Genomic DNA, 15,167 nt, shown 5'->3' with positions numbered 1-15,167 from the left:
GACTCCCTCCTCGGCGCCGCCGATGCACGCACCCCAACGCCGCCCCGCCCGCCCTTCGGGCGGACGACGGGGGTTTGAAGACGGGCCCTAGCGCCCGGAACCACCCCGTCCGGCCCAGTCCGCCCCCGCGCAGGAATCCTGCGCGGGGCCCGTCGAAGACGCTCGAAAGCTGCCTGACCAGCCGCGTTCCGACGCGCGGGGAAGGCGGGTGGCTGCCTAGGCTGATCATGTCCGGCCGTACGGTGGCAACCCCCGTGCCACCGGGCCCTCACCGACCCCCACAGCCGAGAGGGACACCCGTGTCCGCAGCCCCCGACCGCATGCACCGGCCCGACAGCGACCTGGTCGACCTGGTTTTCGACTACATGCGCGAGCGGCTGCAGTACGACCCCGTCCCGCTCGACCACCCCGGTGACGGCGAGCACCTGCGCGCCCAGCTGTCCGGCCTGCTCAACCAGGACGGCAACGACCCGGCCGACGTGCTCAAGCTCTACGACCACGAGCTCTCCCGCGCGGTGATCTCCGCCGACAGCCCGCGCTACCTCTCCTTCATCCCGTGCGCCCCCACCAAGGCCGCGCTGCTCTTCGACATGGTCGTCTCCTGCGCCTCGCTCCAGGGCATCTCCTGGCTGGAGGCGGCCGGCGCGATCGCCGCCGAGAACCAGGTGCTGCGCCTGATAGCGGACCGCGCGGGCATGCCCGCCTCGGCCGGCGGCACCTTCGTCTCCGGCGGGTCGGCCGGCAACCTCTCCGCGCTGGTGGTCGCCCGTGACACCGCCCGCCGCCGGCTGGGCGTCGGGACGGAGGCCCGGCTGCGGATCGCGGTCGCCGACCAGGTGCACTCCTCGGTCAAGAACACCTTCAACATCATCGGTGTCGAGGCGTTCAAGGTCCCGACCGTCGACCGCCGGTTCACCGGTGAGGCGCTGCGCGCCGCCCTGGCCGCCGATCCCCACCCGGAGACGGTGATCGCCGTCGTCGGCACCGGCGGCACCACCAACGAGGGCATCGTCGACGACCTCCAGGGCCTGTCCGAGGTCGCCCGCGAGCGCGGGCTCTGGTTCCACGTGGACGGCGCCTACGGCGGCGCGGGCCTGTTCGCCCCCTCCGTCCGGGAGCGCTACAACGGCATCGAGCACGCCGACTCCTTCGTCGTCGACCCGCACAAGTGGCTGTTCGCGCCGTTCGACTGCGCCGCGCTGATCTACCGCAACCCCCAGCTCGCCCGCGCCGTGCACACCCAGGACGCCTCCTACCTGGACGTCCTGCACACCGAGGGCGACGAGTGGAACCCCACCGACTACGCCTACCACCTGACCCGGCGCGCCCGCGGCCTGCCGCTCTGGTTCTCGCTCGCCGTGCACGGCGTCCAGGCGTACACCGACGCGATCGAGACCGGCCTCCAGCTGGCCCGCGACACCGCGCAGCTGATCCGTGACACCGACCACCTGGAGCTGCTCTTCGACCCGCAGCTCTCCGCGGTCTGCTTCAAGCGCACGGGCTGGACCAACGACGACTACTACCGCTGGTCGCAGCAGCTGCTCGCGGACCAGATCGGCTTCGTCACCCCCACCGGCTGGGACGGCGAGACCGTCGCCCGCTTCGCCTTCCTGCACCCGGGCACCACCATGGAGATGGTCCGGGAGATCCTCGCCACCATGGCGTGACGCGCGTCCGCGAACCGACCCCCGCCGGGCCCGCCCGGCGGGGGTCGGCGCGCTCTCCCATCGTGCTACAGCAGCCCGCCGTCCGGCACGTACGGCGCCGGCGGGCGCATCCCGCGCAGGCCCAGGTACCCCCGGGTCTCCACCGACAGGCCCACCTCCAGCCCGACGTCCAGCGCCCACTCCTGCTCGGCGGTCAGCGCCTCCACCCGCGCCTCCACCCCGTCCGGCACCCGGGCCAGCGCCTCGCGCAGCAGCCGGGTGGCGATCCGCTTGGAGGTGGCCGCCAGCAGCCGCACCTCCCCGCCCTCCCGGTAGCAGTAGCCGCTGCCGGCCAGGGTGTCCGCGACCAGCAGCTCCTCGCAGTGGGCGAGCAGCAGCTCGTGGTCCGGGCCGTGCGCGGCGCCGCGCAGCCGCCGGTCCACCGAGTCCAGCAGGTGCCGGTGGGTGGGGTTGCCCGGGTGCACCGGGAGGTCCCCCGGATCGACCAGACCGGCTCGGTCCACCCGCCCGGTCAGCCGCATCGCCGGGTGCAGCGTGAACCCGGCGAGCCGGTAGCGGCGCACGGCGGCCGGGGACGGCGAGGCGCACAGCATCCCGCGCAGACAGCCGCGCCCGTACGCGACGGCCCGCTCCAGCAGCAGCCGCCCCACCCCCTTGCCCTGGGCCCGCGGCAGCACCGCGAGCAGCGCCAGCACCCAGACGCCCTCGCGGCGCAGCGCGAGCACCGTGCCGACCGGCTCACCGTCCAGCTCGGCCAGCCAGCAGCCCTGCGGGTCGGTGCGCGTGAGGTGTCTGGTGCGGGCCAGCTGGAAGACGGAGGACGCGGCCGGCTCGGTGGCGGGCGGCGGGGCGTCGGGGAGGGCGGCGAACGCGGCGCGGGCGATGTGCCGGACGACCTCCGCGTCGGCGGCGGTGTCCTGGACCGGGCGCAGGATCATGCCCACCATCCTGGCCGCCCGGCCCGCGCGCCGGGGCCGGTTCGCCCGGATCGGTCCGATCGTGCGATGACCGAGGTCCGCCGGTGTGCGAGCATGGGAGACGTATGGGGAACGGGTGCACACCCGGCCCACGGAACGACGTCGCCGCCACGAACCCGCCGAAAACACCTCGCCGTCCGGGAAATGAATCCGGACGGCCGTCGGTTGGCACTGGCGGCAGACCGTCGTCAAGACCGGGAGAAAGCAGATGACCGTCCAGGACGAGACCACTGTCGAGAGTGGCATCCTCCTCACCGATGCCGCCGCGGGCAAGGTCAAGGCCCTGCTGGAGCAGGAAGGCCGGGACGACCTCGCGCTGCGCGTCGCCGTTCAGCCGGGCGGCTGCTCGGGCCTGCGTTACCAGCTGTTCTTCGACGAGCGTTCGCTCGACGGCGACGTGCTCAAGGACTTCGACGGTGTGAAGGTCGTCACCGACCGGATGAGCGCCCCGTACCTGGGCGGTGCCACCGTCGACTTCGTGGACACCATCGAGAAGCAGGGCTTCACGATCGACAACCCGAACGCCACCGGCTCCTGCGCCTGCGGCGACTCGTTCAGCTAAGTCCGGCTGAGTCCGACTGAGTTCGACGCGAAGGCGGCCCCGGGGAATCCCCGGGCCCGCCTTCGTCGTGTCCGCGCGGTGTCCGCGCCAGGGTCAGGGGGTGCCGGAGATCTCCGGGCCGCCCGGGTCGGGGCCGATCTTCGGGTCCGCCTCCAGCGGCACCGCCTGCCCGGTCGCCAGGTCGGTCACCGCCCGGCCCTGCAGCGGCTGCTTCAGGTCGGCCGTCACCGTCTGCCGCTTCGCCAGCTCGGCGCAGGCCTGCCCGGCCGGGACCGGCGCCGCCGTGGTCACCCGGACGTCCACCCGGCCCGGCTTCGACTCGTCCGCCTTGAGCGCGTACCGCTGGCAGACCCCGCCGTAGAACCAGACCGTCAACTTGCTGCCGTCGACCCGGTAGGTGATCGCCGGGTGCACCGGCGAGCCGTTCCCGGAGCCGTTCGGCGCCGGCTCGCCCACCGCGATGCCGTTGCCGCCCGCACCGGGGGGCGTGGGCGCCGGGGTCGGCGTCAGCGCGGGAGTCGGGGCGGCGGTGGACGGGCCGGGGGACGCCGGCCGCGGGTCCGGGGTGGTGGCCGTCGGATCGGACGGCGGCGTGGTCGCCGGAGCCGGCGCGGACGGGGCCGCGGTCGTGGCGGTCGGATCCGTGCCGCCGGTCGCCGCGCCGGGGGAGGCGGACGCGCTCGCCGACCGCTCCGCACCGGAGGTCGCCGCGTCCGAGGCCGCCTTGTTCCCGTCGTCGCACCCGGCCAGGACGGCCGCCACCGCCAGCGCCAGGCCCGCCAGCGCCGTCGCGCGCGCCCGGCCGGTCCGCCGGGGCATGGTCTCCAGATCCATCTGCACTTCCTCCCGAGAGCTCAGCGGTGCGCCTTGGCGGCCGCTCCGCGCGGATGTGACGTGCCCCGGACGATTCCGGTTCCCCGCCCGCCCCCGCCGCATCCCGGGACCCTCGGGCCTTCCGGCCGAAGGGACCTCCGCTCAGGGCCCGTACTCGGGCATCGCCGCGACCACGCGCTGCGCCCGGGAGGGGACGCGGAACCCGGAGCCGGCCGGCGTGCTGTCCTGCGGGCCGGTCGCCAGCAGCGGCCAGAACCGCCGCAGCCGGTGCGAGGAGTCCACCAGCGCGTCCAGCGACTCGCCGTCGGCGTCGCCGAGCAGGGCGGGGGGAACCCGCAGCGGGTGGTGACTGGGCATCATCGGGCCATCAACTCCGATCCACCTGCCGTGGCAGCGCCGCCACGGTCGCGGGCGGGGCCGGGAAGAGCCCCTGTCTGCGACCCTAGGCCGGGTGTCCGGCGCCCACCAGAGCTACCCCGTGGTAGTACACCATCGGGTCCGCCGGGTGACAGCGGACGGCCTGTATCAACCCCGTCGTCTTGCTGGGGCCCCGGCCCGGCCGGGTACCGTGGGTGGGTTCCACCCCCGCTGTCCCATGGCCCCGCTGCCATCCTGAGGAGACCCCGTGCGTATCGCCGTCGCCGGCTCGATCGCGACCGACCACCTGATGACCTTCCCCGGCCGGTTCGCCGACCAGCTGGTCGCCGAGCAGCTGCACACCGTGTCGCTGTCCTTCCTGGTCGACACCCTCGACATCCGCCGCGGCGGCGTCGCGCCGAACATCGCCTTCGGCATGGGTGTCCTCGGCCTGCGCCCCGTCCTGGTGGGCGCGGCCGGCGCGGACTTCGCCGAGTACCGCAGCTGGCTGGAGCGCAACAACGTGGACTGCCGGTCCGTCCACATCTCCGAGACCCGGCACACCGCGCGCTTCATGTGCACCACGGACGAGGACCACAACCAGATCGCCTCGTTCTACACCGGTGCCATGGCCGAGGCCCGCAACATCGAGCTCAAGCCGATCGCCGACCGCGTCGGCGGCCTCGACCTGGTGCTGATCGGCGCCGACGACCCGCAGGCGATGGTCCGCCACACCCAGGAGTGCCGCACCCGCGGCTACGCCTTCGCCGCCGACCCGTCCCAGCAGCTGGCCCGCCTCGACGGCCACGACATCCGCCAGATCGTCGACGGCGCCGCGTACCTCTTCACCAACGAGTACGAGGCCGCGCTGATCGAGTCCAAGACCGGCTGGGACGCGGAGGAACTGCTCACCCGGGTCGGCACCCGGATCACCACCCTCGGCAGCAAGGGCGTCCGGATCGAGCGCAAGGGCGAGGCCCCGATCCTGGTCGGCTGCGCCCCCGAGACCACCAAGGCCGACCCGACCGGTGTCGGCGACGCCTTCCGCGCCGGCTTCCTGACCGGCCTCTCCTGGGAGCTGGAGCTGGAGCGCGCCGCCCAGCTCGGCTGCATGCTCGCCACCCTGGTGATCGAGACCGTCGGCACCCAGGAGTACGAGCTGCGCCCGCACGACTTCCTGCAGCGCTTCGTCGGCGCCTACGGCGACGAGGCCGGCGCCGACATCCGGGCGCGCCTGGTCAACTGACCCGCCGCACCAGGTAGGCCGAGCCCCGGTCGCCGCCGTACTCGGCGGCCGGGGCCTCGCCCAGGTACTCCTGGCCGCGCATCCCGCACCAGGCCGGCACGTCCAGCCGGGCCGCCTCGTCATCGGCCAGCACGGCGACCGTCCCGCCCACCGGCACCTCGCCGATCCGCTTCGCCAGCTCGATCACCGGCAGCGGGCAGCGCTTCCCCAAAGCGTCCAGGACCAGCGCGTCCAGGACCAGCGGGTCCAGCGGGCCTTCCGAGGCCTCCCCGGCCGCCGGCGGCGCCAGGTCCAGGCCGAGCGGGGCGCGGACCCCGGCCACCACCTCCGGCAGTACGGCCAGGAAGCGCTCGACGTCCGCCTCGGTGGTGCCGAACGGCAGCGAGACCCGGACGTTCCCCTCGGTGAGCACGCCCATCGCCGCCAGCACATGGCTCGGGGTCAGCGTGGACGAGGTGCAGGAGGAGCCGGAGGAGACCGCGAACCCGGCCCGGTCCAGCTCGCCGAGCAGCACCTCGCCGTCCACGTACAGACAGGAGAAGGTCACCAGGTGCGGCAGTCGCCGCACCGGGTCGCCGACCACCTCCACCTCGGGCACCAGCCGCGGCACCCGGCTCCGGATCCGTTCGACCAGCTCGCGCAGCCGGGCGTTCTCCCGCTCCGCCTCGGCCCGCACCGCGCGCAGCGAGGCCGCCGCCGCGACGATCGCCGGCACGTTGACGTACCCCGGCACCCGGCCGGACTCGCGCTCGTCGGCGGGCAGCGGCGAGAGGTAGCGGACGCCCTTGCGCACCGCGAGCACCCCGACCCCGGCCGGCCCGCCCCACTTGTGCGCGCTGGCGGTGAGCAGCGACCAGCCGGCCGGCAGGTCCGTCCGCCCGGCGCTCTGCGCGGCGTCCACCAGCAGCGGTACCTCCCCGCGGAGCGCGGCCACCTCGGCGACCGGCTGCACGGTGCCCACCTCGTGGTTGGCGGACTGCAGGACGGCGAGCGCGGTGTCCGGCCGCAGCGCCGCGGCGAAGGCCGCCGGGTCCACCCGGCCGTGCCGGTCCACCGGCACCGCGGTGACCTCGCCGCCGGTGGCGAGGTGCTTCTCGGCGGTGTGCAGCACGCTGGAGTGCTCGACGGCGGAGTGCACCAGGTGCCCGCCGCGCCGCCGGTTGCCGTGCAGCGCGCCCAGCACGCCGAGTTGGACGGCCTGGGTCCCGCTGGCGGTGAAGGCGATCTCGTCGGCCCGGCAGCCGAGCACCTCGGCCACGGTCTCCCGGGCGGCGTCCAGCAGCATCCGGGCCTGGCGCCCGGAGCGGTAGAGCCGGGCCGGGTCGGCCCAGCCCTCGTCCAGGGCGGCGGTCAGCGCCTGCCGCGCGACGGGGTGGAGCGGTGCGGTGGAGGCCACATCGAAGTACACGGTCACATTTAACGGCACCGGCGGGCGTGTCCGGGGCTCCGCCGGCGGGTCATCCTCCGTCAGTCGATCATCCCGAATGTCCGGATCGTCCGCCTCCGACGGGGCGTCACCACGTTGTCCGAAGTCATCCCTCGATCGGGCGTACGGACCCCGAATGCCTAGGATGACCTGCGGCGCAGCCCCTACCGGGCCTGATCGGGTGTCCGGGCGGCGCGTTACTGGGACCTGCCCGTCAGCAGCGCATAAGGCTGGAGTAGGGTTTGGCCCGCATAAGCATTCAAACCGTGCCCGTGGACGGGTCGCCGGGGAGCGAAAGCCTCCCCGGGGCGACGCGAAGGCGGGCGAGACTTCGGGAAGGCGCTACGTGAGTCCCAACGGCTCCGACCGCTCGCCGCGGCGCACGATGCGGCGGAAGCTGCCTCAGGCGCTGGCACTGGGCCTCGTCATCGCGACCGCCACCGGCTGCTCGGCCAACGACCTCCCCAGGCTTGGCCTCCCGAGCCCTGTCACCAAGGAAGGGCCGATGGTCCTCCACATGTGGCAGGGCTCCTGGATCGCGGCGCTGGTGGTCGGCGTACTGATGTGGGGTCTGATCATCTGGAGCGTGATCTTCCACCGGCGCAGCCGCACCGGTGTGCAGGTCCCCCCGCAGACCCGGTACAACGTGCCCATCGAGGCGCTCTACACCGCGGTCCCGATCATCATCGTGTCGGTCCTCTTCTACTTCGTCGCCCGCGACGAGTCGAAGCTGACCGCCGTCTCCGAGAAGCCGCAGCACACCGTCAACGTGGTGGGCTTCCAGTGGAGTTGGGCGTTCAACTACGAGAACACCGAGAACCCCGACCCGGCCAACCAGCAGGCCGCGTACGACGTGGGTACTCCCGGTGAGCCGCCCACCCTGTACCTGCCGGTCAACGAGTCGGTGCAGTTCCGGCTGACCTCCCGTGACGTGATCCACGACTTCTGGCCCATCAACTTCATGATGAAGATGGACGTCGTGCCGGGCGTGGTCAACAAGTTCGAGGTCACCCCGACCGTCAAGGGTGAGTACATGGGCAAGTGCGCCGAGCTCTGCGGCGTCGACCACTCGCGCATGCTGTTCAACGTGAAGGTCGTCGACCGTGCCGAGTACGAGCAGCACCTGAAGGACCTCCGGGCCAAGGGTCAGACCGGCGCGGTGCCCTCCGGCATCACGACCATGGGAAGTGAAGAGAAGTGACCATCCTCAACGAGCCCGCCGCGGCCGGCGGGGGCGCCGGGGCCGTCACGGTCGGGGCGCAGCGGACCCGGAAGCCGGGTTCCACCATCATCAAGTGGCTGACCACCACTGACCACAAGACGATCGGCACGCTGTACCTGGGCACGTCGTTCGCCTTCTTCCTGATCGGCGGCATCCTGGCGCTGGTCATGCGCGCCGAGCTGGCTCGTCCCGGGACCCAGATCCTGTCGAACGAGCAGTTCAACCAGGCGTTCACGATGCACGGCACGGTCATGCTGCTGATGTTCGCGACGCCGCTGTTCGCGGGCTTCGCGAACTGGATCATGCCGCTGCAGATCGGCGCGCCGGACGTCGCCTTCCCGCGTCTGAACATGTTCGCCTACTGGCTGTACCTGTTCGGCTCGCTGATCGCCGTCGCCGGCTTCCTCACGCCGCAGGGCGCCGCCGACTTCGGCTGGTTCGCCTACGCGCCGCTGTCGGACGCGGTCCGCTCGCCGGGCATCGGCGCCGACATGTGGATCATGGGTCTGGCCTTCTCCGGCTTCGGCACGATCCTCGGTGCGGTCAACTTCATCACCACGATCATCTGCATGCGCGCGCCCGGCATGACGATGTTCCGGATGTCGATCTTCGTCTGGAACGTCCTGCTGACCGCGGTGCTGGTCCTGCTGGCCTTCCCGGTGCTGGCCGCCGCGCTGTTCGCCCTGGAGGCGGACCGCAAGTTCGGCGCCCACGTGTTCGACCCGGCCAACGGCGGCGCGCTGCTCTGGCAGCACCTGTTCTGGTTCTTCGGCCACCCCGAGGTCTACATCATCGCGCTGCCGTTCTTCGGCATCGTGTCGGAGGTCATCCCGGTCTTCAGCCGCAAGCCGATGTTCGGCTACTCCGGCCTGATCGCGGCCACCATCGCGATCGCCGGTCTGTCCGTGACGGTGTGGGCCCACCACATGTACGTCACCGGGCAGGTGCTGCTGCCGTTCTTCTCCTTCATGACCTTCCTGATCGCGGTCCCGACCGGTGTGAAGTTCTTCAACTGGGTCGGCACCATGTGGAAGGGCTCGCTGAGCTTCGAGACCCCGATGCTCTGGACCGTCGGCTTCCTGGTCACCTTCCTCTTCGGTGGTCTGACCGGTGTCCTGCTGGCCTCCCCGCCGATCGACTTCCACGTCTCGGACTCGTACTTCGTCGTCGCCCACTTCCACTACGTGGTCTTCGGCACCGTCGTCTTCGCGATGTTCGCCGGCTTCCACTTCTGGTGGCCGAAGATGACCGGCAAGATGCTGGACGAGCGCCTCGGCAAGGTCACCTTCTGGACGCTGTTCATCGGCTTCCACACCACCTTCCTGGTGCAGCACTGGCTCGGCGCGGAGGGCATGCCCCGCCGCTACGCGGACTACCTGGCCGCCGACGGGTTCACCACCCTGAACACCGTCTCGACCATCGGTTCGTTCCTGCTCGGCCTGTCGATCCTGCCGTTCCTGTACAACGTCTGGAAGACGGCGAAGTACGGCGAGAAGGTCGAGGTCGACGACCCGTGGGGCTACGGCCGCTCGCTGGAGTGGGCGACCTCGTGCCCGCCGCCGCGGCACAACTTCCTCACCCTGCCCCGGATCCGCTCCGAATCCCCGGCCTTCGACCTCCACTACCCGGAGATCGCCGCGCTGGACTACCTGGAGTACCACGGTGAGCCGGCCAAGCACTTCGCGGGTGTGACTCCGGCGAAGTACGACGCCCCGAAGCTGGGCAAGGGCAAGAAGGAGGGCGACGCCTGATGAGGGAACAGGGAAAGATCTTCCTGGGCCTGGCGGTCTTCGTGCTGGCCATGGCGATCACCTACGGCCTGTGGACCAACCACTCCGACCACGGCATCGAGGCCGCCGGTACCACCGCGCTGTTCCTCGCCTTCGCGCTGTGCGCCTTCATCGGGTACTACCTCGCCTTCACCGCCCGCCGGGTGGACAGCGGCGCGGGTGACAACCCCGAGGCCGAGGTCGCGGACGACTCCGGCGAGCTGGGCTTCTTCGCCCCGCACAGCTGGCAGCCGCTCTCGTTGGCCGTCGGTGGCGCGCTGGCCTTCCTCGGTGTGATCTTCGGCTGGTGGCTGCTGTTCTGGTCGCTGCCGGTGATCCTGATCGGCCTCTTCGGCTGGGTCTTCGAGTTCTACCGGGGCGAGAACCAGAACCAGTAGGAACCGGTTCTCTCCCACAGGGCCGGGCTTCCCGCACGGGAAGCCCGGCCCTGTTGCGTCCCCGGAGTGACGGCCTCACCCCGCCGGCCCAACGGCGCCCCGTTCGGATGTCGCTCAGCCGGACGCCGTTCCTACGATCTGACCAATCGTGCGAATCCCTGGGAGGCGGTCATGGCCGACAGGCGCGGAATCGCGGGTCTCGGTGGCATCACGCTGGCCCTCGTCGTACTGGCCCCGGTGGCCGGCTGCACCTCCGGCGGCGGCGAGGAGGTCGCGGAGGCCGTTCGCAAGGTCGACGCCGCCGGCCTGGTGCACCTCTCCGCCACCGAGAAGGTGGACCCCTCCCAGCCGGTCACCGTCACCGCCGAGCCGGGCAGCCGGCTGACCGACGTCACCGTGGTCGGCCCGGACGGGCGGGTCGTCGCCGGGCGGCTCTCGGAGGACCAGCGCAGCTGGCAGACCACCGGCCGGCTGAAGGCGTCCACCGCGTACACCGTGCGGATCGCCGCCGAGGACGGCAACGGCGGCCGCGGCGAGACCACCTCAGGCTTCGCCACCCTGGCCGCCCAGCGGCTGCTGACCGCCAAGCTCGGCCCGGACTCCTCGGGCAGCGGCGTCTACGGCGTGGGCCAGCCGCTCACCGTCCAGCTCTCCGAGGCGGTCAAGGACCCGCAGGCCCGGCAGGAGGTGGAGCGCGCGCTGACGGTCACCTCGCAGCCCGCCGTCACCGGCGCCTGGTACTGGGTGGACGACAAGAACCTGCACTTCCGCCCCGAGGAGTACTGGCCCACCGGCACCACCGTCGCGTTGGCCTTCGAGGCCACCGGCAGCCGGGTCTCCGACGGCCTGTACGGTGGCGACCGCTCGGCCCTGGCCCTGCGGATCGGCGAGCGCGTCGAGTCGGTGGTGGACGCGGGCACCCACGAGCTGACCCTCAAGCGCGAGGGCCAGGTGGTCCGGACGATCCCGGTCACCACCGGCAAGCCCGGCTTCGACACCCGCAACGGCGTCAAGGTGGTGCTCGGCCAGGAGCGCAAGGTCCGGATGAGCGGCGAGACGATCGGTATAGCGGCCGGCAGCGACGAGTCCTACGACCTCGACGTCGAGTGGGCCACCCGGGTCACCTGGAGCGGCGAGTACGTGCACGCGGCGCCCTGGTCGGTGGGCTCCCAGGGGGTGGAGAACGTCAGCCACGGCTGCACCGGCATGAGCACCGAGAACGCCCACTGGTTCTACCAGAACACCAGGGTGGGGGACCTGGTGACCGTGGTGAACAGCCGGGGCAAGGCCATGGAGCCGTTCGGCAACGGCTTCGGCGACTGGAACATCACCTGGACCGACTGGGTCAAGCACAGCGCCCTCGGGCAGCCCGTCAGCACCACCACGCCGGCCACCCGGGCCCCCGCCAGCGGGATGATCGCCCCGCTGCTCTGACCGGGCCGCCACGAGGCTGTACGGCCCGCCTAGCCCGCCGCGGCGTCCTCCCGGTAGGCGACCCGCAGCGCGTTGTCCACGGCGCCCAGGGCGTCCGCCAGCGGCACCCCGAGCCGCCGGGCCCGCTCCGCGTACTCGGCGGCGGCCGCGGCGGCCAGCCGGTGCGCGGAGTCGCCGACCGCGGCGACCAGGGTGCCGCGCCGGCCGTGCGTCTCCACCACCCCGTCCGCCTCCAGCTCCCGGTAGGCGCGGGCGACCGTCCCGGCCGCCAGCCCGAGCTGCTCGGCCAGCGCGCGGACGGTGGGCAGCCTGGTCCCGGTCGCCAGCTCGCCAGTGCGGGCCTGTTCGGCGATCAGGGCGCGGATCTGCTCGTACGGGGGAGTGCCGGAGGCCGGGTCGACGGACAGCTGCACGGTGGGCTCCTGACGTTCGATGGGGGCGGGGGAGTGCGGCACGGTGCCGGACGGGCGGCCCCCGGAGACGGGAAAGCCCGAGGGCCGCCGACCAGAAGAACTCTGGTCAGCGGCCCTCGGGGTGCGACGCGGGGTGCGTACGGGATCAGTGGTGGCCGTGGCCGCTGGTGATCTCGTGGTGCTCCTCGGCGGTCGGCTTGGGGATCTGGCTGCCCTCGCCGTAGAGGCCGCGGGAGAGCTTGGCCCGGGTGCGGTCGATGACGTTGGCCTTGCGGGCCACGCCGTTCTCGTCCGTCGCGGCCGGCAGCTCGAACGGCTCCACCTGCTCGTGCGCGGTGAGCTTGTGCAGGTCCTTCTGCGGCAGCTGGGCGTGCACCTCGATGAACTCGCCGTGCGGCAGGCGCTTGATGACGCCGGTCTCGCGACCGTGCAGCACCTTCTCCTTGTCACGGCGCTGGAGGCCGAGGCACCAGCGCTTGGTGATGATGAAGACCGCGACCGGCACGACGAACATGCCGACCCGCACGAAGTACGTGATGGCGTTGAGCGACAGGTGCAGGTGGGTGGCGAACAGGTCGTTGCCACCGGCCGCCAGCAGGATCAGGTAGAGGCTGATCCAGGCGGCACCCAGCCCGGTGCGGACCGGGGCGTTGCGCGGGCGGTCCAGGATGTGGTGCTCGCGCTTGTCGCCGGTGATCCAGCCCTCGATGAACGGGTAGACGGCGATCGCGACCAGGATCAGCGGGAAGAGCACCATCAGCGGGATGACGACACCCAGGTTCAGGGTGTGGCCCCAGAGGCCGATCTCCCAACCCGGCATGATGCGGATCAGGCCCTCGGAGAAGCCCATGTACCAGTCCGGCTGGGCGTCCGTGGACACCTGGTCGGGGCGGTACGGGCCGTACGCCCAGATCGGGTTGATCGAGGCGATCGCCGAGATGGCCGCGATCAGACCGAACACCAGGAAGAAGAAGCCACCGGCCTTGGCCATGTAGACCGGCATCAGCGGCATGCCGACGACGTTCTTCTCGGTCTTGCCCGGGCCCGCCCACTGGGTGTGCTTGTGGTAGAAGACCAGGATCAGGTGCGCGACCAGCAGGCCGAGCATGATGCCCGGGATCAGCAGGACGTGGATGGTGAAGAACCGCGGCACGATGTCGTGGCCGGGGAACTCGCCCCCGAACAGGAACATCTGGACGTAGGTGCCGATCAGCGGGGTCGCCAGGATGACGCCCTCCATGAACCGGATACCGGTACCGGAGAGCAGGTCGTCGGGCAGCGAGTAGCCGAAGAAGCCGTCGAACATGCCGAGGACCAGCAGCAGGAAGCCGAAGACCCAGTTGATCTCACGCGGCTTGCGGAACGCGCCGGTGAAGAACACGCGCATCATGTGCACGAGCATCGCGGCCACGAAGACCAGGGCGGCCCAGTGGTGGATCTGGCGGACCAGCAGACCGCCGCGCACCTCGAAGCTGATGTCGACCGTCGACGCGTAGGCCTCGGACATCGGGATGCCCTTGAGCGGCACGTACGAGCCGTCGTAGATGACCTCGCCCATCGAGGGCTTGAAGAACAGCGTCAGGTAGACGCCGGTCAGGATGATGATGATGAAGGTGTAGAGGCAGATCTCGCCCAGCATGAAGGACCAGTGGTCCGGGAAGATCTTGCGCAGGTTGGTCTTGGCGAGGGAGTAGATCCCCAGCCGACCGTCCGTCCAGTCCGCCGCCTGCTCCCACTTGTTCGCGGGCTTGGCGCGCGTGCTGGCGGGCTTGGCGGCACCGGAGGTGGTGCTGCTCGCACGGCTCATCGAGCACGCTCCCAGTAGCTCGGGCCGACGGGCTCGTCGAAGTCGCCGTGGGCGACCAGGAAGCCCTTCTCGTCAGTGGTGATCTTCAGCTGCGGCAGCGGGTGACCGGCCGGGCCGAAGATCACGCGCGCGCCGTCCGCCAGGTCGAAGGTCGACTGGTGGCAGGGGCAGAGCGCGTGGTGGGTCTGCTGCTCGTACAGGCTGATCGGGCAGCCGACGTGGGTGCAGATCTTGGAGTAGGCGAGGATGCCCTCGAAGCCCTTCTCCTTGGACTTGTCGTCCTTGATGTTCTCCGGCGCGATGCGCACCAGCATGAGGGCGTCCTTGGCGATGCGCTGCTGGAAGTCCTCGTCGTGGGTGTGCAGGCCCTCGGGCATCGCGAAGGTCAGCGACCCCGCGACGATGTCCTCGGCCTTCATCGGCAGGTTGGTGTTCATGTTGATGAGCTGCAGGGGCTTGGCCTCGGTGGCCTCCTCCCAGCCGGTGTGCTCCAGCTTGTCCTCGGGCAGCGGGCCCAGGTCGCGCAGCAGGACCACGCCGGACAGCGGAACCAGCGCCATCGAACCGATGAGGGTGTTGCGGATCATCTTGCGGCGGCCGAAGCCGGACTCCGCGGCACCGGTCCGGAACTGCTCGATGACGTCCGCGCGGACCTCGTCGTCGGCCTCGATCGGGTGACGCTCGGCCGGGATCTCGTGGTCCGACATCAGCGTGCGGGCCCAGTGGACCGCGCCCGCGCCGATGAGGAAGAGCGCCACGCCCAGGGTCATGCCGAGCGCGAAGTTCAGCGCGCTGACGTGGCCCAGCGGCCAGATGTAGACGATCTTGTCCGGGTCGATGGCCACGTACGAGGCGATGAAGCCGATGGTGGCGATCATCGAGACGACGAACATCAGCGACACCTGGCGCTCGGCCCGCTTGGCGGCCCGCTCGTCGATGTCGGTGCGGCGCGGCTCGTGGGCCGGCAGGCCAGGGTCGGCGAACGGATCGCCGTGGGCAGCCACCTCGTGGTGCCCGGCGGAGCCGTGGGACTCCGGGAGCTTCTCTTCTGACAT

The 15,167-nt window shown here is 71.4% G+C and carries 14 protein-coding genes; 7 read left to right on the top strand and 7 right to left on the bottom strand.

Translation table 11 applies throughout. The features are described 5' to 3' along the window. Window positions 1-299 precede the first annotated feature (299 nt). A complete protein-coding gene (locus ACFP3U_RS03890; RefSeq protein WP_380223704.1) occupies window positions 300-1,667 on the top strand; it encodes a pyridoxal phosphate-dependent decarboxylase family protein in 1,368 nt (455 codons plus the stop codon). Window positions 1,668-1,732: 65 nt separating this feature from the next. Here the strand turns inward: ACFP3U_RS03890 and ACFP3U_RS03885 are convergent, their stop codons facing one another. Further along, entirely contained in the window at window positions 1,733-2,605 is an 873-nt protein-coding gene (locus tag ACFP3U_RS03885; RefSeq protein WP_380223703.1) for a GNAT family N-acetyltransferase, read from the bottom strand. A gap of 247 nt (window positions 2,606-2,852) precedes the next feature. Between ACFP3U_RS03885 and ACFP3U_RS03880 the strand changes: the two genes are divergently transcribed. Continuing rightward, window positions 2,853-3,206, top strand: coding sequence for a HesB/IscA family protein (locus tag ACFP3U_RS03880; protein ID WP_380223702.1), 354 nt, complete (start codon window positions 2,853-2,855; stop codon window positions 3,204-3,206). Between the two features lie 93 nt (window positions 3,207-3,299). On the opposite strand, the gene ACFP3U_RS03875 is transcribed toward ACFP3U_RS03880, so the two are convergent. Next, window positions 3,300-4,040, bottom strand: a complete 741-nt coding sequence (locus ACFP3U_RS03875; RefSeq protein WP_380223701.1) for a hypothetical protein — start codon at window positions 4,038-4,040, stop codon at window positions 3,300-3,302. Window positions 4,041-4,181: 141 nt separating this feature from the next. Beyond that, window positions 4,182-4,400 (bottom strand): hypothetical protein, encoded by a 219-nt coding sequence (locus tag ACFP3U_RS03870; RefSeq protein WP_380223700.1) that lies wholly within the window; start codon window positions 4,398-4,400, stop codon window positions 4,182-4,184. A 265-nt stretch (window positions 4,401-4,665) separates the two neighbouring features. Between ACFP3U_RS03870 and ACFP3U_RS03865 the strand changes: the two genes are divergently transcribed. Then, complete coding sequence (locus tag ACFP3U_RS03865) at window positions 4,666-5,643, top strand: carbohydrate kinase family protein (protein WP_380223699.1); 978 nt, start codon at window positions 4,666-4,668, stop codon at window positions 5,641-5,643. On the opposite strand, the gene ACFP3U_RS03860 is transcribed toward ACFP3U_RS03865, so the two are convergent. Further along, window positions 5,636-7,051 carry a cysteine desulfurase/sulfurtransferase TusA family protein gene (locus ACFP3U_RS03860; protein ID WP_380223698.1) on the bottom strand — a complete coding sequence of 472 codons (1,416 nt, stop codon included), beginning with the start codon at window positions 7,049-7,051 and terminating at the stop codon, window positions 5,636-5,638. The two genes, ACFP3U_RS03865 and ACFP3U_RS03860, sit on opposite strands and share 8 nt — an antisense overlap. A gap of 364 nt (window positions 7,052-7,415) precedes the next feature. Here ACFP3U_RS03860 and ctaC point away from each other — a divergent pair, with 364 nt between their 5' ends. From ctaC to ACFP3U_RS03840, 4 genes are all read left to right on the top strand, one after another. Beyond that, window positions 7,416-8,270 (top strand): aa3-type cytochrome oxidase subunit II, encoded by an 855-nt coding sequence (ctaC, locus tag ACFP3U_RS03855; RefSeq protein WP_380223697.1) that lies wholly within the window; start codon window positions 7,416-7,418, stop codon window positions 8,268-8,270. Beyond that, window positions 8,267-10,042, top strand: coding sequence for an aa3-type cytochrome oxidase subunit I (gene ctaD, locus ACFP3U_RS03850; protein WP_380223696.1), 1,776 nt, complete (start codon window positions 8,267-8,269; stop codon window positions 10,040-10,042). Before ctaC ends, ctaD begins: the two co-directional genes overlap by 4 nt. Next, window positions 10,042-10,458 carry a cytochrome c oxidase subunit 4 gene (locus tag ACFP3U_RS03845; protein WP_380223695.1) on the top strand — a complete coding sequence of 139 codons (417 nt, stop codon included), beginning with the start codon at window positions 10,042-10,044 and terminating at the stop codon, window positions 10,456-10,458. The genes ctaD and ACFP3U_RS03845 overlap by 1 nt, the downstream gene beginning before the upstream one ends. 171 nt (window positions 10,459-10,629) lie before the next feature. Then, the gene (locus tag ACFP3U_RS03840) at window positions 10,630-11,892 is read left to right on the top strand and encodes a L,D-transpeptidase (protein WP_380223694.1); all 1,263 of its coding nucleotides are present in this window, start codon (window positions 10,630-10,632) and stop codon (window positions 11,890-11,892) included. Window positions 11,893-11,921: 29 nt separating this feature from the next. Here the strand turns inward: ACFP3U_RS03840 and ACFP3U_RS03835 are convergent, their stop codons facing one another. The 3 genes from ACFP3U_RS03835 to qcrA all read right to left on the bottom strand — a co-directional run bounded on the left by ACFP3U_RS03835 (window position 11,922) and on the right by qcrA (window position 15,167). Beyond that, window positions 11,922-12,305, bottom strand: a complete 384-nt coding sequence (locus ACFP3U_RS03835) for a GntR family transcriptional regulator (protein WP_380223693.1) — start codon at window positions 12,303-12,305, stop codon at window positions 11,922-11,924. A gap of 145 nt (window positions 12,306-12,450) precedes the next feature. Then, complete coding sequence (gene qcrB / locus ACFP3U_RS03830; protein ID WP_380223692.1) at window positions 12,451-14,112, bottom strand: cytochrome bc1 complex cytochrome b subunit; 1,662 nt, start codon at window positions 14,110-14,112, stop codon at window positions 12,451-12,453. Continuing rightward, window positions 14,109-15,167: a cytochrome bc1 complex Rieske iron-sulfur subunit gene (gene qcrA, locus ACFP3U_RS03825; protein WP_380223691.1), complete on the bottom strand. Its 1,059-nt coding sequence runs from the start codon at window positions 15,165-15,167 to the stop codon at window positions 14,109-14,111. The genes qcrB and qcrA overlap by 4 nt, the downstream gene beginning before the upstream one ends.

The organism is Kitasatospora misakiensis, from assembly GCF_042656005.1.
Taxonomy (GTDB): Bacteria; Actinomycetota; Actinomycetes; order Streptomycetales; family Streptomycetaceae; genus Kitasatospora; species Kitasatospora misakiensis.
The sequence above is the reverse complement of the archived record's forward strand: the minus strand, read 5'-3'. Positions and strand labels throughout refer to the sequence as shown.

Bases quoted from the DNA above. Each gene is read 5' to 3' on its own strand.
- ACFP3U_RS03840 (WP_380223694.1), top strand. From the start codon at position 10,630: ATGGCCGACAGGCGCGGAATCGCGGGTCTCGGTGGCATCACGCTGGCC.
- qcrA (WP_380223691.1), bottom strand. From the start codon at position 15,167: ATGTCAGAAGAGAAGCTCCCGGAGTCCCACGGCTCCGCCGGGCACCAC.
- ACFP3U_RS03875 (WP_380223701.1), bottom strand. From the start codon at position 4,040: ATGGATCTGGAGACCATGCCCCGGCGGACCGGCCGGGCGCGCGCGACG.
- ACFP3U_RS03885 (WP_380223703.1), bottom strand. From the start codon at position 2,605: ATGATCCTGCGCCCGGTCCAGGACACCGCCGCCGACGCGGAGGTCGTC.
- ACFP3U_RS03880 (WP_380223702.1), top strand. From the start codon at position 2,853: ATGACCGTCCAGGACGAGACCACTGTCGAGAGTGGCATCCTCCTCACC.
- qcrB (WP_380223692.1), bottom strand. From the start codon at position 14,112: ATGAGCCGTGCGAGCAGCACCACCTCCGGTGCCGCCAAGCCCGCCAGC.
- ACFP3U_RS03870 (WP_380223700.1), bottom strand. From the start codon at position 4,400: ATGATGCCCAGTCACCACCCGCTGCGGGTTCCCCCCGCCCTGCTCGGC.
- ACFP3U_RS03845 (WP_380223695.1), top strand. From the start codon at position 10,042: ATGAGGGAACAGGGAAAGATCTTCCTGGGCCTGGCGGTCTTCGTGCTG.